The organism is Pseudomonas thivervalensis (assembly GCF_001269655.1).
In the GTDB taxonomy this organism is placed as follows: Bacteria; Pseudomonadota; Gammaproteobacteria; order Pseudomonadales; family Pseudomonadaceae; genus Aquipseudomonas; species Aquipseudomonas thivervalensis.
Genome location: NZ_LHVE01000001.1, coordinates 114331 through 133161 on the forward strand (window position 1 = coordinate 114331; position 18831 = coordinate 133161).

Sequence of the window (18831 nt, forward strand, 5' to 3'; positions counted from 1 at the left end):
CTCCGCGTCCCTGTGTGACGCAGAGCGTCACTGGATACACTCCCACGCAGAGCGTGGGAGCGATCAATGGTGGGATTCCTTCAGACCGCCATCGGCGCGGTCATCGGCGCATGGTGCTGGTAGCCTTCAAGGGAAAAGTCGCCCGGCTCCACCAGCTCCAGCCACTCAGGCTGGTACACGCCGGTCTTGGCAAATTCCGGCACACGTTCGGATATCACCAGCTTGGGCATCGGGAACGGCTCGCGCCTGAGCTGTTCCTTAAGCATATCCAGATGATTTTCGTAGACGTGGGCATCGCCGATGAAATAGGTGAACCAGCGCGGCGTGTAGCCGGTCAGGCGACCGATCAGGCTCAGCAGCGCGGCGCCTTCGGTGAGGTTGAACGGCGTGCCCAGGCCCAGGTCGTTGGAACGGATGTAGAGGGTCAGGGAAATTTCCCGGGTCTCGACATTCGGGTGGAACTGGTAGAGCAGGTGGCACGGCGGCAGGGCCATTTCATCGAGCTGGGCGCAGTTCCAGCCGTGGAACAGGATGCGCCGGCTGCCCGGGTCCTTGATGATGGTGTCAACGCACTGGCGAACCTGGTCGATGGCCTTGTACAGCACCACATAGGCCTGGCCGTTTTCTTCGCCCTCGGCGATCTGCCGGTAACCCTGGGCCAGCGTCTGTTCGATGGCTGCCGGGTTGCTCACCGGGATCTGCTTGTAGGCCGGCCATTTGCGCCATTGCACGCCATAGATTTCGCCCAGGTCGTCTTCACCCTGGCGGAACGGGTTGGCCAGCCACTGGGTGTTTTCGTTGGCGTTCTGGTCCCAGACCTTGCAGCCCAGGGCACGGAATTCGGCGGCATTGTTCACGCCACGGAGAAATCCGCACATCTCGCCAATGGCCGATTTGAAAGCCATTTTGCGGGTGGTGATGGCCGGGAAGCCTTTCTTCAGGTCGTAGCGCAGCATGGCGCCGGGGAGGCTGATGGTATTTACGCCCGTGCGGTTGGCTTGTCGGGTGCCGTGCTCGATGACGTCGGCCACCAGATCGAGATATTGCTTCATGGATTACCTGTGTCCTTGAACCCGAGGCCTGCGCCTCGGGGTTCGAATTTTAAACCTTGGCCGCCGCAGCCGGCGCACGATGATAAGCCAGCCAGATCAGCGCGAGACCACCGATGATCATCGGCAGGCACAGCACCTGGCCCATGGTCAGCCAGTTCCACGCCAGATAGCCGAGCTGGGCGTCCGGGACGCGGACGAATTCAACGATGAAACGGAAGATCCCGTAGAACAGCGCGAACATGCCCGACACCGCCATGGTTGGTCGTGGCTTGCGCGAAAACAGCCAGAGGATAAGGAATAATGCCACGCCTTCCAGAGCGAACTGATAGAGCTGCGACGGGTGGCGTGGCAACTGCGCCGGGTCGCTGAACGGCGGGAAGATCATCGCCCAGGGCACATCGGTCGGCTTGCCCCACAGCTCGGCATTGATGAAGTTGCCAATGCGCCCGGCGCCCAGGCCGATCGGCACCATCGGTGCGACAAAGTCCATCAGCTCGAAAAACGACTTGTTGTTGCGCTTGCCGAACCACAACGCCGCCAGCATCACGCCGATGAACCCGCCGTGGAACGACATGCCGCCCTTCCACACTTCGAAGATCAGCGTCGGGTTGGCCAGGTAGGCGCTCAGGTCGTAGAACAGCACATAGCCCAAGCGTCCGCCGACGATCACGCCCATGGACAGCCAGAACACCAGGTCGGAGAGTTTTTCCTTGTTCCAGGTCGGGTCGAAGCGGTTGAGCCGGCGCGACGCCAGCCACCAGGCGCCGCCGATGCCAATCAGGTACATCAGGCCGTACCAGTGGATTTTCAGCGGGCCGATGGCCAGGGCCACCGGATCGATCTGCGGGTAAGGCAGCATTGATATTCCTCGTAAACGTCAAAAATACCCGGGCGACGCTGCCACCTCGGGATTAAGCCAGGATTGCGTCAGAACAGAAAACTCAGGCCCACGCAGAATAGCAAGGCGGCGAACATCCGCTTGAGCAAGCGCGGTGACAGGCGATGGGCAAGTCGCGCGCCGAAACGGGCGAAGACCATGCTGGTCAAGGCGATGCCCAGCAACGCCGGCAAATACACAAAACCGAGACTATGGGCCGGCAGCAGCGGGTCGTGCCAGCCCAGAATCATGAAACTTAACGCACTGACCAGGGCGATGGGCAGTCCGCAGGCCGATGACGTCGCGACCGCTTGCTGCATCGGCACGCTGCGCCAGGTCAGGAACGGTACGGTCAGTGAACCGCCGCCAATGCCAAAAATCGCCGAGGCCCAGCCGATCACCGTGCCGGCCACGGTCAGCCCGGCCTTGCCCGGCACGGTGCGACTGGCCTTGGGCTTGAAGTCCAGGGCCAATTGCACGGCAACGATCAAGGCGAACACGCCGATGATTTTTTGCAGGTGCGGGCCGGAAATCGCTTCGGCGGTGATCGCGCCGAAACCGGCTCCGATCAGGATGCCGACGGTCATCCAGGCGAACACCGGCCAGCGCACCGCGCCTTTGCGCTGATGCTCGCGCACGGCATTGACCGAGGTGAAGATGATCGACGCCAGGGATGTGCCGACCGCCAGGTGCGTCAACACCTGCGGGTCGAAGCCCTGCAGGGTGAAACTGAACACCAGCACCGGGACGATGATGATCCCACCCCCCACGCCGAACAACCCGGCCAGTACGCCGGCGCAGGCGCCGAGCAGCAGATAGAGCACAAATTCCACCAGACTCTCCCGCCCATCCCCGAAATAAGAGCGGCATGGTAACGGATCGAGGGGCTTGGGCTCTACTGAAGGCGATGGATGCGTCAGTGATGTATGGGTAGAGTGGTGGGGATGCGACTAATCGCCTTTGTGGCGAGGGAGCTTGCTCCCGCTGGTGGGCGCAGCCCACCCAACAAGGTTTTTGGGGCTACTTCGTAGCCCAGCGGGAGCAAGCTCCCTCGCCACAAAAGCGGTGTTGGGCTTTATTTTTTTAACGGATTGGCATTGTTAACAGGACAACCTGATGTGCCTGATCGTATTCGCCTGGCGCCCCGGCCATGCCCAGCCGCTGATCGTGGCGGCCAACCGTGACGAGTTCTACGCCCGGCCGACCCTGCCCCTGGCCCAATGGCCTGACGCGCCCCATGTCCATGCCGGGCGCGATCTCGAAGCCGGTGGCACCTGGCTCGGCATCGGCGCCGAGGGCCGCTTTGCCGCGCTGACCAACATCCGCGACCCGGGCCAGTTGCCGGCCTTCAAGTCCCGCGGTGAACTGGTGGCGCGCTTCCTGACCGGAAATCTGTCGATTGCCGACTACCTGAGCGAAGTCGTGCCTCGCGCTGGCGAGTACGGTGGTTTCAACCTGCTGCTCGGCGACGGTGCCGAGCTGTGGCACTACAACGCCCGTGATAGCGGGCCACAGCAGTTGGCCGAGGGCGTCTATGGGGTGTCGAACGCTGGGCTGAACACGCCCTGGCCCAAGTTGCTCAAGGCCCGGGCGGCCCTGGGCGAGGTGCTGGACGATCCGCAGCCCCAGGCCTTGTTGGCGCTGCTGAACGACCCTCAGCCCGCGCCTGTGGCTGAGCTGCCTGATACGGGGGTGGGAGTGGCGACCGAGATGTTGCTATCGAGTGTGTTCATCGCCAGCCCGGCCTACGGGACACGGGCGAGTACGGCGCTGATTGTCCATGCCGATGGGACGCGGCAGATGGTCGAGCGCAGTTTCGGGCCGCATGGGGGGCATTTGGGGGAGGTGGAGCTGCACATTTAATTCAGCCCCGCAGGAGCTGTGTAGGAGCTGTGTAGGAGCTGTCGAGTGCAACGAGGCTGCGATCTTTCCCCAGACACTTGAATCTCAAGCGAAAGATCAAAAGATCAAAAGATCAAAAGATCAAAAGATCAAAAGATCAAAAGATCAAAAGATCAAAAGATCAAAAGATCAAAAGATCAAAAGATCGCAGGCTTCGCCAGCTCCTACAGAGCCCAGCGGGAGCAAGCTCCCTCGCCACAGGTGCTCGTGCCTAGAGGGTCTTGTTCGACGCCGGATTGATCATCCGCGCCAGCCCAAGGTTCTTCAGCGCCAGTTGCAGGGAGCTGTGGATCACTTGCGGGTTGTCGATGGTCATCACTTCCGCCAGCAGTTCCTGGGCCTTGCTGAGGTTGATCTGGCGCAGCATCCACTTCACTTTCGGCAGGTTGGTAGCGTTCATCGACAAACTGTCGAACCCCATTGCCATCAGCAGCACCGCGGCGGCCGGGTCGCCGGCCATTTCGCCGCAGATACTCACCGGCTTGCCTTCGGCATGGGCGTCACGCACCACGTTCTGCAAGGCTTGCAGCACCGCCGGGTGCAGGTAGTCGTACAGGTCGGCGACCCGCGGGTTGTTGCGGTCCACGGCCAACAGGTATTGGGTCAGGTCGTTGGAGCCCACCGACAGGAAGTCCACCTGCCGCGCCAGTTCCTTGGTCTGGTACACCGCGGCCGGAATCTCGATCATCACCCCGACCGGCGGCATCGGCACGTCGGTGCCTTCGTCGCGAACTTCGCCCCAGGCCCGGTGGATCAGGTGCAGGGCCTCTTCCAGTTCATGGGTGCCGGAGATCATCGGCAACAGGATGCGCAGGTTGTTCAGGCCTTCGCTGGCCTTGAGCATGGCACGGGCCTGGACCAGGAAGATTTCCGGGTGGTCGAGCGTCACGCGAATGCCGCGCCAGCCGAGGAAAGGGTTGTCTTCCTTGATCGGGAAGTAGGACAGGGACTTGTCGCCGCCAATGTCCAGGCTGCGCATGGTCACCGGTTGCGGGTGGAACGCGGCCAGTTGTTCGCGGTAGATCGCCAGTTGTTCCTTTTCGCTGGGGAAGCGCTGGTTGATCATGAACGGCACTTCGGTGCGGTACAGGCCCACACCCTCGGCGCCGCGCTTCTGCGCCCGGGCCACGTCGGCCAGCAGGCCGGTGTTGACCCACAATGGCATGCGGTGGCCATCGAGGGTAATGCACGGCAGGTCCCGCAGCGCATCCAGTCCCAGGGACAGTTGCTTTTCTTCCTCTACCACATCGGCAAACTGCTTGCGCAGCACGTCGCTGGGGTTGGTGTAGACCTCGCCGTGGTAGCCATCGACGATCATCTGGATGCCGTCGACCTTGGAGTACGGCAGGTCCACCAGGCCCATCACCGTCGGGATGCCCATGGCCCGGGCCAGGATCGCCACGTGGGAGTTGCCCGAGCCCAATACCGAGACCAGCCCCGCCAGCTTGCCTTCGGGCACTTCGCCGAGCATGGCCGGGGTCAGCTCTTCGCTGACCAGGATGGTGTTGTCAGGGTAGACCAGGGTCTGCTGGCGCTCTTGCTGCAAGTAGGCCAGCAAGCGGCGGCCCAGGTCCTTGACGTCCGAGGCGCGCTCGCGCAGGTAGGCGTCGTCCATCAGTTCGAAACGGTTGACGTGATCGGTCACCACCTGGCGCAACGCGCCCTGGGCCCACTGGCCGGTCTTGATGACCGTGGTCACCTCGCTGCCCAGGGAGGCATCGTCGAGCATCATCAGGTAAACGTCGAACAGCGCGCGCTCTTCAGGGCGCAGCTGCGTCGCCAGCTTGGCCGACAGGGCCCGCATGTCGGCCCGCACGCCTTCGATGGCAGTCTTGAACAAGCCCAGCTCGGCGTTGATGTCGGTGATGATCTTGTCCGGCACTACGTCGAGGTCGGCGGGCGGCAACATGACCACCGCCGTGCCCACTGCCGCGCCCGGTGAGCCCGGCACACCGACGAACTTCGCTTCCTGGATACCCTTGCCCTGGCGACCCAGGCCGCTGATCGAGCCAGTGGCCTCGGCATGGGCGATAACCCCGGCCAGTTGCGCGCTCATGGTTACAAGGAAGGCTTCTTCACCTTCGTCGAACTGGCGGCGCTCTTTTTGCTGGATGACCAACACGCCGACGACGCGGCGGTGGTGGATGATGGGTGCGCCGAGGAACGAGGCGTAGCGTTCTTCGCCCGTTTCGGCGAAGTAGCGGTAGCGCGGGTGGTCCGCGGCGTTTTCGAGGTTCAGGGGTTCTTCGCGCGTGCCGACCAGGCCGACCAGGCCTTCATTGGGGGCCATGCTGACCTTGCCGATGGAGCGCTTGTTCAAGCCCTCGGTGGCCATCAGCACGAAACGATTGGTCTCGGGGTCCAGCAGGTAGACCGAGCAGACCTGGCTGCCCATGGCCTCTTTGACGCGCAATACAATAATCCCCAACGCCGCCTTGAGATCCTTGGCGGAGTTAACTTCCTGGACGATCTTGCGCAGCGTATTGAGCATGGCTCGGGGTCGAACTCCGTCGTCAGTCGCGCGTCAGCAGGCGCGGGGCAAGCTCTTTGAGGGCGCGTCGGTACACCTCGCGCTTGAATGTCACCACCTGGCCCAACGGATACCAATAGCTGACCCAGCGCCAGCCATCGAACTCCGGTTTACCGGTCAAATCCATCCGCACCCGCTGCTCGTTGGAGATCAGGCGCAGGAGAAACCATTTCTGCTTCTGGCCGATGCACAGCGGTTGGCTGTGCGTCCTGACCAGGCGTTGCGGCAAACGATAGCGCAACCAGCCTCGGGTGCAGGCGAGTATTTCGACATCTTCTCGCTCAAGCCCCACTTCTTCATTCAGCTCGCGGTACAAGGCCTCTTCCGGCGTCTCCTGGGGGTTGATCCCACCCTGGGGAAACTGCCAGGCGTCTTGATTGATACGGCGTGCCCATAGCACCTGCCCAGCATCATTCGTAAGAATGATCCCCACATTGGGACGGAAACCATCGGGATCGATCACGGCAACAACCTCGCAAACGCATGTCGCCGCATTGTTCCACAAAGGTTGTGAAAGCAGCAACGAACCCGCCTAGCTTATGTGCACTCTTGTGAAAAGTCCGTATTCTGGACGCCTTTCTTTAGATTTTTCAGCGAGTAACTGCAATGCGGCTGGCTTTATTCGACTTGGACAACACATTGCTGGGCGGCGACAGCGACCACGCGTGGGGCGATTACCTGTGTGAGCGCGGTTTCCTGGACGCGGTTACGTATAAGGCGTGCAACGATGAGTTCTATCAGGATTACCTGGCCGGGAAGCTCGACAACGCCGCGTACCTGAACTTCTGCCTGGAAATTCTCGGTCGTACCGAGATGGAAGTGCTGGCCCAATGGCACCTGGACTACATGCGCGACTGCATCGAGCCGATCGTATTGCCCCAGGCCATCGAATTGCTGAAGAAGCACCGTGACGCCGGCGACAAGCTGGTGATCATCACCGCTACCAACCGCTTTGTCACCGCACCGATTGCCGAGCGCCTGGGGGTCGAAACCCTGATCGCCACCGAGTGCGAGATGATCGACGGGCGCTACAGCGGGCGCAGCACGGATGTCCCGTGCTTTCGCGAGGGCAAGGTGACCCGGTTGAACCGTTGGTTGGAGGAAACCGGGTATTCGCTCGAAGGCAGCTACTTTTATAGCGATTCGATGAACGACCTGCCGTTGCTGGAAGCGGTGACGCATCCGGTAGCGGTGGATCCGGATCCGAACCTTCGGGCCGAGGCCGAGAAGCGGGGTTGGCCGGTGATTTCGTTGCGCGGCTGAGATGGCTATCGCGAGCGCTCGCTCCCACAAGGGAGTGGTGAACAACCCAAATCCAGTGTGGGAGCGAGCTTGCTCGCGATGAAGCCAACCCGGTCTCAGGTCTTAAACCGGCTTGGCCCCCATCAACCCCGCAATGGCGACAAAGCAGACAACACTGAACAGCGCCAGGGCAAAGGTAAATTTGCCGCTACCGCCCGGCGCCTTGCGCAGTTTGTTCAGCCGCACCACCAGCCAGAACCCCGCCAGCGCCGCCAAGGTGTAGAGCACGCTGGACGCCAGCAGCCAGGTCTGCCCCAGCGGCCAGCCGACTTGATGAACCATCCACCAGCCGGTGAAGGGTAGGCTCGCCAGCGCCAGGATCATCACCAGCCAGATGAACAACCGCGGACGTTGCAACGTACGCGCGGCTGCCGTGGCATCGCCGTTGCGGCGCGTGCGCCAGACCCAGGCGCCCAGTCCCAGGGCACCTGCCAGCAGCAGTACGGTGGCGATGACGTGAGCGATTTTCAGCGTGGTTAACGTTTCCATCGTTCGATTTCCTTATGACTTGTGCTACAGCTTAGCCCCTGTGGCGAGGGAGCTTGCTCCCGCTGTAGGAGCTGACGAGCGAAGCGAGGCTGCGATCTTTCCCCAGGCACTTGAGTCTCAAGCGAAAGATCAAAAGATCGCAGGCTTCGCCAGCTCCTACAGAGCCCAGCGAGAGCAACTATGGGGTTCATCCCAGGAACAATAGATAGGCCGGGTTATCGCTTTCATCCCAGTAGGGGTAGCCGATTTCTTCCAGGGCGGCCGGGACCAGGTGGCGTTCATCGTGAGGCACTTGCAGCCCCGCGACCACACGGCCATCCGCCGCGCCATGGTTGCGGTAGTGGAACATCGAGATATTCCAGCGCCCACCCAGCTTGTTGAGGAAGTTGAACAGCGCCCCCGGGCGTTCCGGGAATTCGAAACGCAGTACCACTTCGTCGATGACATGGGCCGCATGCCCGCCAACCATGTGGCGGATGTGCAACTTGGCCAGTTCGTTGTCGGTCAGGTCCAGCACCGGGAAACCTTGCTCGGTCAGGCTGGCAATCAGCTTGCTGCGCGGGTCGTTTTCCGGGTGGGTCTGCACGCCGACGAAGATGTGCGCTTCACTGCCGGTGTTGTAGCGATAGTTGAACTCGGTGATCTGGCGCTTGCCGACGGCTTCGCAGAACGCCTTGAAGCTGCCCGGCTTCTCGGGAATGGTCACGGCGATGATCGCTTCGCGGCCCTCGCCCAGTTCGGCGCGTTCGGCGACGTGGCGCAAGCGGTCGAAGTTGACGTTGGCGCCGGAGTCGATGGCCACCAGGGTCTGGCCGCTGATGCCCCGTGACTCGACGTACTTCTTGATCCCGGCCACGCCCAGGGCGCCAGCAGGTTCGGTGATCGAGCGGGTATCGTCGTAGATATCCTTGATGGCGGCGCAGATCTCGTCAGTGCTGACGGTGATCACTTCGTCCACGTGGTGCTTGCAGATATCGAAGGTGTGCTGGCCGATCTGCGCCACGGCAACGCCGTCGGCGAACAGCCCCACGGTTGGCAGCACCACGCGCTCGCCCGCGGCCATGGCTGCTTGCAGGCAGTTGGAATCGTCTGGCTCGACGCCGATGACCTTGATGTCCGGGCGCAGGTATTTCACGTAGGCCGCGATCCCGGCAATCAGCCCGCCACCGCCCACCGGGACGAAGATCGCATCCAGGCGCCCGGGGTGCTGGCGCAGGATTTCCATCGCCACGGTGCCCTGCCCGGCAATGGTGTGCGGATCGTCATACGGGTGGATGTAGACGTAGCCTTTTTCGTCGACCAGTTTCAGCGAATAGGCCAGGGCTTCGGGAAACGAGTCGCCGTGCAGGACCACTTTGCCGCCACGGGAGCGCACGCCTTCGACCTTGATTTCCGGCGTGGTCTTGGGCATCACGATGGTGGCCTTGACCCCCAGCACCTTGGCCGCCAGGGCCAGGCCCTGGGCGTGGTTGCCCGCCGAAGCGGTGACCACGCCGCGTGCGCGTTCTTCGTCGCTGAGCTGGGTCAGCTTGTTGTAGGCCCCGCGAATCTTGAACGAGAACACCGGCTGCAAGTCTTCACGCTTGAGCAATATGCTGTTGCCCAGCCGCTCGGAGAGCTGGCGAGCGGTCTGCAGCGGGGTTTCTACGGCAACGTCGTAAACGCGCGAGGTGAGGATCTTTTTGACGTACTGTTCAAGCATCGGAAAGCATCACTGAGCGGGTTGGGCAGGGCCAAGGAGTCTAACCCGGCTTTTGGCCGGGCGACCACACGAATTAAAGGGTTTGAAGGCACCGAACCCCTGTGGCGAGGGAGCTTGCTCCCGCTGGGCTCTGTAGGAGCTGGCGAAGCCTGCGATCTTTTGATCTTGATCTTTCGCTCTCGACTCAATTGTCTGGGGCAAGATCGCAGCCTCGTTGCACTCGTCAGCTCCTACACAGTGGCTACGCAGCTCCTGCGGCCTCGGTGCCAATCAGGCAATGACCAGGCCTCTTTCGGCGCCTATAATGCCGGCCTTTCGTTCCCTCTAGGCACCTTCGGAGCCCGCATGACCCAGGATCAACTCAAACAGGCCGTGGCCCAGGCCGCGGTCGACCTCATCCTCCCGAAGCTGGATGACAAGAGCGTCATCGGGGTCGGCACCGGCTCCACGGCCAATTGCTTCATCGACGCGCTGGCGCAACACAAGGGCGCATTCGATGGCGCAGTCGCCAGCTCCGAAGCGACCGCCGCGCGCCTCAAGGGCCATGGGATCCCGGTGTATGAGCTCAATACCGTGAGCGACCTGGAGTTCTACATCGACGGTGCCGACGAAAGCGACGCGCACCTGAACCTGATCAAGGGCGGCGGCGCGGCCCTGACTCGCGAGAAGATCGTCGCGGCGGTGGCCAAGACCTTCATCTGCATCGCCGACGCCAGCAAGCTGGTGCCGGTGCTCGGTGCGTTCCCGTTGCCGGTGGAAGTCATTCCCATGGCCCGCAGCCACGTGGCCCGCCAACTGGTGAAACTGGGCGGCGACCCGGTGTATCGCGAAGGCGTGCTGACCGACAACGGCAACATCATCCTGGATGTGCACAACCTGCAGATCACCCAGCCGGTGGAGCTGGAAAGCCAGATCAATGCCATCGTTGGCGTGGTCACCAACGGTTTGTTCGCTGCTCGTCCGGCGGATGTGCTGTTGCTGGGGACCGCTGAAGGGGTGAAGACCCTGCGGGCTGATTAAACTCGCTGATTCAACACCGAACCCTGTGGGAGCGAGCTTGCTCGCGATAGCGGTCTATCCGACACGTTAATGTTGGCTGACACACCGCTATCGCGAGCAAGCTCGCTCCCACATCAGTTTTGCGGGCATCAAGGCTGTGGCTTCTTGAACACATAGAACAGATTTGGCTCGCTGACCACGTACAGATTGCCGTCGTCGTCCATGGCCAGGCCCTCCGCCTGGGGTATGTTTTTCTCCAGTCCATGGCGTCCCTTGTTCAACGACAGCGTGCTCAACGGCCGACCGTCGATATCCAGCTCGATAATCAACCTGGACTCATCGGACAACGCAAGCAAATGGCCGCTGCGCTCGTCGTACTGCAGGCTGGAGAGGTCGCGTACAAACAGCCCGGCATCGCGCTTGGGGTTATTGATTACGTGGACTGCGTAGGATTTTTCCGGATTGTGATGGGGAAAACCGTGCACTTCATAAATCAGCATCGGGTCGCGTTCCTTGGCAACGAACAGGCGCTTGCCAACGGAGTCATAGGCCAGCCCTTCGAACCCCTTGTTGCTGCTCATGTGCACCCCAAGCGTTATCTGCTCGGCTTCGGCCGCGTCAAGGAACCGGGCGTCTTCGTCCAGGTGAATCTTGATCAGCCGCTGCTGGCGCTCGTCGGTGATGACGTAGATGTTTTCGCTGATGAATTCCACCGCTTCCGAGTCACCGAACCCGACCAGGGCTATGCGCCGCAATATTTTGCCATCCAGTGACAGCTCGATCAGCTCGGGATTTTTGTTGGTGACAGTGAACAGGCTTTTGCGGATCGGATCGTAGGTCAGCGCCGAAACGTCTGCGTCCAGGCCTTCGATTGCCTGCGCCTCCAGTGTGACCCGATATTGATCCAGCGCGATTGCCTGTTCATTGATCGGCTGCCACAGGCTGTTCAAGTTGAACCAGGCACGCTCGAACAGGCGCAGGTGCTGGCCAGCTGCGATCAGGGCGATCAGCAGGACCACCAGTAGCAGGGCCAGGGGCTTGGAACGGGCAAGTCGACGCATGAGGGTGGGCTCGGATAAAAACAGGTGGTTGGAAATACCACTGCTGCCTGAACTGAAGCTTAATGGCCGCGTGCCACATCCTACAAAGCTGGGGAAATTTTACTTACAGGCTCAGCGCTGTTTTTCGAAACGGTAGAACAGGTTCGGCTCACTGACTATGTAAAGCGCGCCGGTTTCATCGATTGTCACCCCTTCGGCGCGTGGGATCGTGTCCTTCAGGCCGTTGAAACCGCCGAGCAACGTCATGAAGCTGACCTGCTCGCCTTCCTCATCCAATTCCAGCAATAGATGGGAGTCGGCTGACAGCACCAGCGTGTGACCGGTGCGGGGGTCTACGGCCAATGCCGAAAGGTTGCGCAGGTCCAATTCGTTGCTGACATGGATCTGCTTATCGCCCTTGAGCAATTGGCTGCCGTCACTTTTCCAAGTGAACAGCGCAGGTGGGCGCTCCTCGCCGAGGACCAGTTGCTGGTTTTTCGGGTCCCAGACGATGGCTTCGAATCCCTTGTTCTGATTCTTCGACGTGCCCAGGTCATAGCGAGGAAAGTCATTGATGTTCAGCGTGCGGGTGTCGGCGTCGACCTGAACGATCGACAACAGGTGTTTTCGTTCATCGGTGATGGCCAGCAGGCCGTTTTCCATAAAGGCCACGCCTTCTGGGTTGCCCCAGCCAACCAGGGGCATCTTGCGCAATACATCGCCTTGCAGGGTCAGCTCCACCAGGAACGGATTCTTGCCCATGACCGCGAACAGGGTTTTGGTCTGCGGGTTATAAGTCACATCGGACGCCTCGTCCTTCTCCATGCCGGGTAGCGGCTTGGCGTCGATCACGGCGTGGTAGCCCGGCAACCAGATGCTTTCCTGGCGCTGGGCCGGGCTCTGGAAGTGCTCCGATAGCCAAAGCAGGCCGCGGTCGTCCCAATGCATCGCAAACGCCAGGGCATAAGCGGCGGCCACCGCCAGCAGCGACCAAACATACCAGGGCAGGGTGAAGCGAGAACGGCGGGCAGGTTTGGCGGCGTGCAATGCTTGGGATTTGGCCATCGGAGGATGCGTTCCAGAAAATTCGGCTGGGGAGTGGCTGGCTCAGATGCCGGAGTCCCCGGAATTATCCGGATGGCATGTGAAAAAAACGGCAAATGATCGGATATGCACCATCTATACCCTGTGGGAGCGGGCTTGCTCGCGATAACGGTGTGTCAGCCAACATTGATGTGTCGGATAGACCGCTATCGCGAGCAAGCTCGCTCCCACAGGGGTACAGGATGGCTGTTAACGAACGCTGCTCTCGAAGCGGCTCGCCCCTGGCAGTTCCAGGACCAGTTCATCGCCTGCATTCAGCGGCCCGACGCCCGCCGGGGTGCCGGTGAGGATGACGTCGCCGGCTTGCAGCGAGAAGCAGCCGGCCATGTATTGGATCATCGGCACGATGGGGTTGAGCATCAGGCTGCTGTTGCCGTCCTGGCGCACTTCACCGTTGATGGTCAGGCGCACGGGGATGTCGGTCAGGTCGGCAAAGGTATCCTTCGAGACGAATGGCGCGATCACTGCCGCGCCGTCGAAGGACTTGGCGACTTCCCACGGCAGGCCCTTGGCCTTGAGCTCGGCCTGTTTGTCCCGCAAGGTCAGGTCCAGGGCCGGGGCGAAGCCGGAGATCGCGTCCAGCACTTCTTCAACGCTGGGCTTGGTAGACAGCGGCTTGCCGATCAGCACGGCGATTTCCGCCTCGTAGTGCACCGAACCACGGTCGGCGGGAATGCTGAAACCGCCTTCCAGTGGCACCACGCAACTGCCCGGCTTGATGAACAGCAAGGGCTCGGTGGGCACCGGGTTGTCCAGTTCCTTTGCATGTTCGGCGTAGTTACGGCCAATGCACACCACTTTCCCGACCGGGAAATGAATACGTGTGCCGTCGACATACTGGTGCTGATAGCTCATTACCGACTCCTGCTTCTGGGGTTCATCGGGTCTTTTAACGTCAAATCGCGAAAATCTTGCCCGGGTTCATGATGCCGTTCGGGTCGAACACCGCCTTCACGGCTTTCATGTATTCGATTTCCACCGGCGAACGACTATAGGTCAAGTAGTCGCGCTTGGTCATGCCCACGCCGTGTTCGGCGGAAATCGAGCCGTTATACTTCTCGACGGTTTCGAAGACCCATTTGTTCACGGTCGCGCATTTGGCGAAGAACTCATCCTTGCTCAGGTTTTCCGGCTTGAGGATGTTCAAGTGCAGGTTGCCGTCGCCGATGTGACCGAACCAGACAATTTCGAAGTCCGGGTAATGTTCGCCGACGATCGCGTCGATTTCCTGCAAGAACGCTGGAACCTTGGAGACGGTCACTGAAATATCGTTCTTGTAGGGCGTCCAGTGGGAGATGGTTTCGGAGATGTACTCGCGCAATTTCCACAGGTTTTGCAGTTGGGTTTCGCTCTGGCTCATCACACCGTCCAGCACCCAGCCCTGCTCCACGCAGTGCTCGAAGGTCTCCAAGGCCTGGTTGGCGACCTCTTCGGTGGTGGCTTCGAATTCCAGCAAGGCATAGAACGGGCACTCGGTTTCGAACGGCGCCGGTACGTCGCCACGACCGAGGACCTTGGCCAGGGCCTTGTCGGAGAAAAATTCGAAGGCGGTCAGGTCCAACTTGCCCTGGAAAGCGTGCAGCACCGGCATGATCGAATCGAAATCCGAAGTACCGAGCACCATGGCGGTGAGGTTTTTCGGCGCTCGGTCCAGGCGCATGGTGGCCTCGACCACGAAGCCCAGGGTGCCTTCGGCGCCGATGAACAGCTGCCGCAAGTCGTAGCCGGTGGCGTTCTTGATCAGGTCCTTGTTCAGCTCCAGCAAATCACCCTTGCCGGTGACGACCTTCATGCCCGCCACCCAGTTGCGGGTCATGCCGTAGCGAATGACCTTGATCCCACCCGCATTGGTGCCGATATTGCCGCCAATCTGGCTGGAACCTGCCGAAGCGAAGTCCACCGGGTAGTACAGGCCATGGTCCTCAGCCTTGTTCTGCAACTGTTCGGTCACCACGCCCGGCTGGCACACGGCAGTACGGTCGGTCAGGTTCACGTCGAGAATCTGGTTCATGTAGTCGAAGGACACCACCACTTCGCCGTTGGCGGCCACGGCCGCGGCGGACAGGCCGGTGCGCCCGCCTGAAGGCACCAGGGCGATTTTGTGTGCATTGGCCCAGCGCACGATGGCCTGGACCTGTTCGGTGGTCTTGGGAAAGACAATGGCCGAGGGCGCAGGGGCGAAATGCTTGGTCCAATCCTTGCCGTAAGCGTTCAGGGAGTCGGCATCGGTCAAGACCTTGCCAGGCTCAACCAGGGTCTTCAGCTCATCTATCACGGCAGGATGGGTCATCGACAGAACTCTCGAACAATTCATGGTCATCCTGAGAACGCTTCACGTCGCAGGAATGAGTGTTTGCGGGGTGCGTATGCTAGCATACCGACCCCGCAGCGTAGTGCCCAACGGCTGTTCTGCGGCGACGGCTGTCACGCCGGTCGGGCCAGCATGCGCTGTCCGATTCCCTGCCATTTTTCTCCGGGACACAGGTTTACGCAGATGAGCAAGACTTCTCTCGATAAGAGCAAGATCAAGTTCCTTCTTCTCGAAGGCGTCCACCAATCGGCTGTCGACGTCCTCAAGTCGGCGGGCTACACCAGCATCGAGTACATCACCAGTTCTCTGCCGGAAGCCCAGCTCAAGGAAAAGATCGCCGATGCTCACTTCATCGGCATTCGCTCCCGTACCCAACTGACCGAAGAGATCTTCGACCACGCCAAGAAACTGGTCGCGGTCGGCTGCTTCTGCATCGGCACCAACCAGGTTGACCTCAACGCGGCGCGCGAGCGCGGTATCGCGGTGTTCAACGCGCCGTACTCCAACACCCGTTCCGTTGCCGAACTGGTGCTGGCCGAAGCGATCCTGCTGCTGCGCGGCATCCCTGAGAAGAACGCTTCCTGCCACCGTGGCGGCTGGATCAAGAGCGCGGCCAACTCCTTCGAAATCCGCGGCAAGAAGCTGGGTATCGTCGGCTACGGCTCGATCGGTACGCAGTTGTCGGTACTGGCTGAAGGCCTCGGCATGCAGGTGTTCTTCTACGACACCGTGACCAAGCTGCCCCTGGGCAACGCCACCCAGGTCAACGACTTGCACGAGTTGCTGGGCATGTCCGACATCGTGACCCTGCACGTCCCGGAAACCGCTGCCACCCAGTGGATGATCGGCGAGAAGGAAATCCGTGCCATCAAGAAGGGCGGGATCCTGATCAACGCCGCGCGTGGCACGGTGGTCAAGCTCGACGCCCTGGCCGACGCGATCAAGGACAAGCACCTGATCGGCGCCGCCATCGACGTGTTCCCGGTGGAGCCACGCTCCAACGACGACATCTTCGAAAGCCCGCTGCGTGGCCTGGACAACGTGATCCTGACCCCACACATCGGCGGTTCCACCGCTGAAGCCCAAGCCAACATCGGCCTGGAAGTGGCGGAGAAACTGGTCAAGTACAGCGACAACGGTACGTCGGTATCGTCGGTTAACTTCCCGGAAGTGGCCCTGCCGGCTCACCCTGGCAAGCACCGCCTGCTGCACATCCACGAGAACATCCCGGGTGTGATGAGCGAGATCAACAAGGTCTTCGCCGAAAACGGCATCAACATTTCCGGTCAGTTCCTGCAGACCAACGAGAAAGTCGGCTACGTCGTGATCGACGTCGATGCCGAATACTCGGACCTGGCGCAAGAGAAGCTGCAGCACATCAATGGCACCATTCGTTGCCGCGTGCTGTTCTAAGCAGTTCTGGCCTGCAATCAAAAACGGGAGCCCCGAAAGGGCTCCCGTTTTTTCATCTGACACACCATCAAACCCCTGTGGGAGCGAGCAAGCTCGCTCCCACAGGGGGCCTGCGTTGTGCCAGCTGGTGCTGTGTTATTTCACGTTGACAGTGATTTTCTCGGACACGATCGACGGGTCGAACGGCATGTGGCCGCTGTCGCCCAGGATCAGTTGCAAGGTGTGCTTGCCCGGGGCCAGTTTGATGGTGGCCTGGGTTTGTGCCTTGCCGAAGTGCATGTGATTGGCGTCGTTTGGAATCGGCGCGCCGGCAGCAGGCAGCTTGTCGACATCGATCAGCAAATGGTGATGGCCAGTATTTTTGGTCACGTCGCCTGCCGGGGCCAGGGCAATGTCCTTGACGCCGAACTTGACCGTGAATTCCTGGGCAACGGTGGCGCCGTCTTCCGGGGAAACGATGAATACTTCCGCACCTTTGGGCGCCGGCGTCGCGGCGCTTGCCAGCATCGAAGCGCCCAGTAACAGACCGGCCAACGCGGCACGAGACATAAAGCTTTTCATTTTTTTCTCCAGTTTTTCCATGAAATCCGCCTGGCCATCACAACTTCATGGCCAATCGTTGTCGAAGCCTGCAACAACCATAGCAAAGCGAGCCTGAAACGAGCGTCGCTTGTATAAATACAAAGGAGTGACCATGCGCTTTCTGCCTGGCCTGATTTGCCTGCTACCCCTTTTGAGCCCCCTGGCCCATGCCGAACTGATCGATGACATCAATGACCGTGGCGAACTGCGCATTGCCCTCGAGGCCAACATTGCTCCCTTCAGCTTCAAGGAAGACGGCAAGCTCACCGGTTTCGAAGTAGAGCTGGGTGAAATGCTGGCGCGCGAACTCGATGTACGCCCCGACTTCGTGGTCACCGATGCTGCGGATCTGCTCTCCGGCGTGGAGAGCGGCAAGTACGACGTTGCCATCAATCACATAGCAATGACCCCGGAACTGGCGGAACGTTTCGACCTCAGTGCCGCTTACAGCCGTCCGGATGCGCAATTGCTGGCGAGCAAGGAGGAGCCGCAGCGTCCGTTGGTCATGGCGCAGTCTTTCCAGCCGGAAGCGAAGAGCGACCCGGCGCCGAGCCTGGTGATTCCGTTCCAGAAGGGCAACCCGGCGTTCAAGGCCAGCCTGGACAATGCCCTGACGCGGATCAAGGATGATGGGAGGTTGGAGCAGTTGTCGCAGAAGTGGTTGAAAAAGCAGGAGTGAGGAAAACCTTAAAGCAAGCGCAACTCTTGTGGCGAGGGAGCTTGCTCCCGCTCGGCGGCGCAGCCGTCGTAAAGCAGATGACGCGGTCTGCCGGGAAAATCACATCATCCGGATTGGGGCCGCTTCGCGGCCCAGCGGGAGCAAGCTCCCTCGCCACAGGCGCCAGCGGTTCGGACGGGTTTGCCCTCAAGGTCTACGCCAGACACTCGCCAGCCAAGGCTGCTGCTCCCGCGGCAGCCCCGCCGGTCGGTAGTAATGCTCCAGCTCCACGAAGCCTGCTCCGCCCAGCAGCGTGCGCCAGGCCGCGAGGTCGTGGTAGGCGCCGAAGCGCTGGCCGTTCCAGCCCTCCTGGTTGTCGCCCCGAGGGTTGGAGCTGAACAGCACGCCGCCGGGCTTGAGGGTGGCATGCAATTGCTTGAGCACCCGCGGCAGTTCCTGGACGGGTACATGGAACAGCACCGCGTTGGCGAAAATTCCGTCAAAGCGTTCCGCCGGCAGGTCGAGTTCCAGGAAGTCCTGTTGCCACACCTCGCAGCCGCTGTCCTGGCGTGCCATTTGGGCAAACTCCTCTGAACCGTCAAGGCCGACCGCGATATGGCCCAGGGCCGTGAATGTACGCAGGTCGCGCCCCGGGCCGCAGCCGAAGTCCAGGATGTGCAGCGGTGCCTGGCCCTGGATATGGCGCAACAAGGCGTCGATGTTCTGGCTGACATCGTGGTCGCGGGTGCCTTCGCGGAAGCTTTCGGCCACGGCGTTGTAATGGCCCAGGGTCGTGGCGGTGATGGCGTGCAGGTCTTCGGTCGTGTGTTTCATGATCGCGGGCTTGGGTAGGGAGCGTCAGGTGACTAT

Annotated in this window: 18 protein-coding genes; 5 read left to right on the plus strand and 13 right to left on the minus strand. The window is 61.0% G+C overall.

The window, feature by feature from the left end; translation table 11 throughout:
• Positions 1-80: 80 nt before the first annotated feature.
• The 3 genes from AD659_RS00410 to AD659_RS00420 all read right to left on the minus strand — a co-directional run bounded on the left by AD659_RS00410 (position 81) and on the right by AD659_RS00420 (position 2762).
• Positions 81-1052, minus strand: coding sequence for a thymidylate synthase (locus AD659_RS00410; protein ID WP_053117238.1), 972 nt, complete (start codon positions 1050-1052; stop codon positions 81-83).
• A gap of 49 nt (positions 1053-1101) precedes the next feature.
• Positions 1102-1911: a prolipoprotein diacylglyceryl transferase gene (lgt, locus tag AD659_RS00415; protein ID WP_053117240.1), complete on the minus strand. Its 810-nt coding sequence runs from the start codon at positions 1909-1911 to the stop codon at positions 1102-1104.
• Positions 1912-1979: 68 nt separating this feature from the next.
• Positions 1980-2762, minus strand: coding sequence for a sulfite exporter TauE/SafE family protein (locus AD659_RS00420; RefSeq protein ID WP_053117242.1), 783 nt, complete (start codon positions 2760-2762; stop codon positions 1980-1982).
• Between the two features lie 283 nt (positions 2763-3045).
• On the opposite strand from AD659_RS00420, the gene AD659_RS00425 reads away from it, so the two are divergent.
• Complete coding sequence (locus AD659_RS00425) at positions 3046-3792, plus strand: NRDE family protein (protein WP_053117245.1); 747 nt, start codon at positions 3046-3048, stop codon at positions 3790-3792.
• A gap of 250 nt (positions 3793-4042) precedes the next feature.
• Here AD659_RS00425 and ptsP read toward each other — a convergent pair whose 3' ends face one another.
• Positions 4043-6322 (minus strand): phosphoenolpyruvate--protein phosphotransferase, encoded by a 2280-nt coding sequence (gene ptsP / locus AD659_RS00430; protein ID WP_053117246.1) that lies wholly within the window; start codon positions 6320-6322, stop codon positions 4043-4045.
• 22 nt (positions 6323-6344) lie between these two features.
• Positions 6345-6824, minus strand: coding sequence for an RNA pyrophosphohydrolase (locus AD659_RS00435; protein WP_003186867.1), 480 nt, complete (start codon positions 6822-6824; stop codon positions 6345-6347).
• Between the two features lie 143 nt (positions 6825-6967).
• Here AD659_RS00435 and AD659_RS00440 point away from each other — a divergent pair, with 143 nt between their 5' ends.
• The gene (locus tag AD659_RS00440; protein ID WP_053117248.1) at positions 6968-7624 is read left to right on the plus strand and encodes a histidinol-phosphatase; all 657 of its coding nucleotides are present in this window, start codon (positions 6968-6970) and stop codon (positions 7622-7624) included.
• 102 nt (positions 7625-7726) lie between these two features.
• Here the strand turns inward: AD659_RS00440 and AD659_RS00445 are convergent, their stop codons facing one another.
• Positions 7727-8152: a DUF2269 family protein gene (locus AD659_RS00445; protein ID WP_053117250.1), complete on the minus strand. Its 426-nt coding sequence runs from the start codon at positions 8150-8152 to the stop codon at positions 7727-7729.
• 187 nt (positions 8153-8339) lie between these two features.
• Complete coding sequence (ilvA, locus tag AD659_RS00450; RefSeq protein ID WP_053117252.1) at positions 8340-9854, minus strand: threonine ammonia-lyase, biosynthetic; 1515 nt, start codon at positions 9852-9854, stop codon at positions 8340-8342.
• Between the two features lie 345 nt (positions 9855-10199).
• Here ilvA and rpiA point away from each other — a divergent pair, with 345 nt between their 5' ends.
• Positions 10200-10874 carry a ribose-5-phosphate isomerase RpiA gene (rpiA, locus tag AD659_RS00455; protein WP_053117254.1) on the plus strand — a complete coding sequence of 225 codons (675 nt, stop codon included), beginning with the start codon at positions 10200-10202 and terminating at the stop codon, positions 10872-10874.
• 128 nt (positions 10875-11002) lie between these two features.
• Here the strand turns inward: rpiA and AD659_RS00460 are convergent, their stop codons facing one another.
• From AD659_RS00460 to AD659_RS00475, 4 genes are all read right to left on the minus strand, one after another.
• Entirely contained in the window at positions 11003-11914 is a 912-nt protein-coding gene (locus tag AD659_RS00460) for an SdiA-regulated domain-containing protein (RefSeq protein ID WP_053117256.1), read from the minus strand.
• Positions 11915-12025: 111 nt separating this feature from the next.
• Positions 12026-12958, minus strand: a complete 933-nt coding sequence (locus AD659_RS00465) for an SdiA-regulated domain-containing protein (protein ID WP_053117258.1) — start codon at positions 12956-12958, stop codon at positions 12026-12028.
• A 228-nt stretch (positions 12959-13186) separates the two neighbouring features.
• Positions 13187-13852 (minus strand): fumarylacetoacetate hydrolase family protein, encoded by a 666-nt coding sequence (locus AD659_RS00470; RefSeq protein WP_053117260.1) that lies wholly within the window; start codon positions 13850-13852, stop codon positions 13187-13189.
• A gap of 40 nt (positions 13853-13892) precedes the next feature.
• Positions 13893-15287 carry an FAD-binding oxidoreductase gene (locus AD659_RS00475; RefSeq protein WP_053117262.1) on the minus strand — a complete coding sequence of 465 codons (1395 nt, stop codon included), beginning with the start codon at positions 15285-15287 and terminating at the stop codon, positions 13893-13895.
• A 204-nt stretch (positions 15288-15491) separates the two neighbouring features.
• Here AD659_RS00475 and serA point away from each other — a divergent pair, with 204 nt between their 5' ends.
• Complete coding sequence (gene serA, locus AD659_RS00480; protein WP_053117264.1) at positions 15492-16721, plus strand: phosphoglycerate dehydrogenase; 1230 nt, start codon at positions 15492-15494, stop codon at positions 16719-16721.
• A gap of 135 nt (positions 16722-16856) precedes the next feature.
• Here serA and AD659_RS00485 read toward each other — a convergent pair whose 3' ends face one another.
• Complete coding sequence (locus tag AD659_RS00485; RefSeq protein WP_053118169.1) at positions 16857-17282, minus strand: DUF4399 domain-containing protein; 426 nt, start codon at positions 17280-17282, stop codon at positions 16857-16859.
• Positions 17283-17415: 133 nt separating this feature from the next.
• On the opposite strand from AD659_RS00485, the gene AD659_RS00490 reads away from it, so the two are divergent.
• Positions 17416-17982 (plus strand): transporter substrate-binding domain-containing protein, encoded by a 567-nt coding sequence (locus tag AD659_RS00490; RefSeq protein WP_053117266.1) that lies wholly within the window; start codon positions 17416-17418, stop codon positions 17980-17982.
• A gap of 186 nt (positions 17983-18168) precedes the next feature.
• Here AD659_RS00490 and AD659_RS00495 read toward each other — a convergent pair whose 3' ends face one another.
• Positions 18169-18795 carry a class I SAM-dependent methyltransferase gene (locus tag AD659_RS00495; RefSeq protein ID WP_053117268.1) on the minus strand — a complete coding sequence of 209 codons (627 nt, stop codon included), beginning with the start codon at positions 18793-18795 and terminating at the stop codon, positions 18169-18171.
• Positions 18796-18831 lie beyond the last annotated feature (36 nt).

Coding starts and splice junctions, on each gene's coding strand:
- lgt (WP_053117240.1), bottom strand. CDS start 1,911: ATGCTGCCTTACCCGCAGATCGATCCGGTGGCCCTGGCCATCGGCCCG.
- serA (WP_053117264.1), top strand. CDS start 15,492: ATGAGCAAGACTTCTCTCGATAAGAGCAAGATCAAGTTCCTTCTTCTC.
- AD659_RS00445 (WP_053117250.1), bottom strand. CDS start 8,152: ATGGAAACGTTAACCACGCTGAAAATCGCTCACGTCATCGCCACCGTA.
- ptsP (WP_053117246.1), bottom strand. CDS start 6,322: ATGCTCAATACGCTGCGCAAGATCGTCCAGGAAGTTAACTCCGCCAAG.
- AD659_RS00490 (WP_053117266.1), top strand. CDS start 17,416: ATGCGCTTTCTGCCTGGCCTGATTTGCCTGCTACCCCTTTTGAGCCCC.
- AD659_RS00410 (WP_053117238.1), bottom strand. CDS start 1,052: ATGAAGCAATATCTCGATCTGGTGGCCGACGTCATCGAGCACGGCACC.
- rpiA (WP_053117254.1), top strand. CDS start 10,200: ATGACCCAGGATCAACTCAAACAGGCCGTGGCCCAGGCCGCGGTCGAC.
- AD659_RS00425 (WP_053117245.1), top strand. CDS start 3,046: ATGTGCCTGATCGTATTCGCCTGGCGCCCCGGCCATGCCCAGCCGCTG.
- AD659_RS00465 (WP_053117258.1), bottom strand. CDS start 12,958: ATGGCCAAATCCCAAGCATTGCACGCCGCCAAACCTGCCCGCCGTTCT.
- ilvA (WP_053117252.1), bottom strand. CDS start 9,854: ATGCTTGAACAGTACGTCAAAAAGATCCTCACCTCGCGCGTTTACGAC.
- AD659_RS00460 (WP_053117256.1), bottom strand. CDS start 11,914: ATGCGTCGACTTGCCCGTTCCAAGCCCCTGGCCCTGCTACTGGTGGTC.
- AD659_RS00440 (WP_053117248.1), top strand. CDS start 6,968: ATGCGGCTGGCTTTATTCGACTTGGACAACACATTGCTGGGCGGCGAC.
- AD659_RS00470 (WP_053117260.1), bottom strand. CDS start 13,852: ATGAGCTATCAGCACCAGTATGTCGACGGCACACGTATTCATTTCCCG.
- AD659_RS00485 (WP_053118169.1), bottom strand. CDS start 17,282: ATGAAAAGCTTTATGTCTCGTGCCGCGTTGGCCGGTCTGTTACTGGGC.
- AD659_RS00495 (WP_053117268.1), bottom strand. CDS start 18,795: ATGAAACACACGACCGAAGACCTGCACGCCATCACCGCCACGACCCTG.
- AD659_RS00475 (WP_053117262.1), bottom strand. CDS start 15,287: ATGACCCATCCTGCCGTGATAGATGAGCTGAAGACCCTGGTTGAGCCT.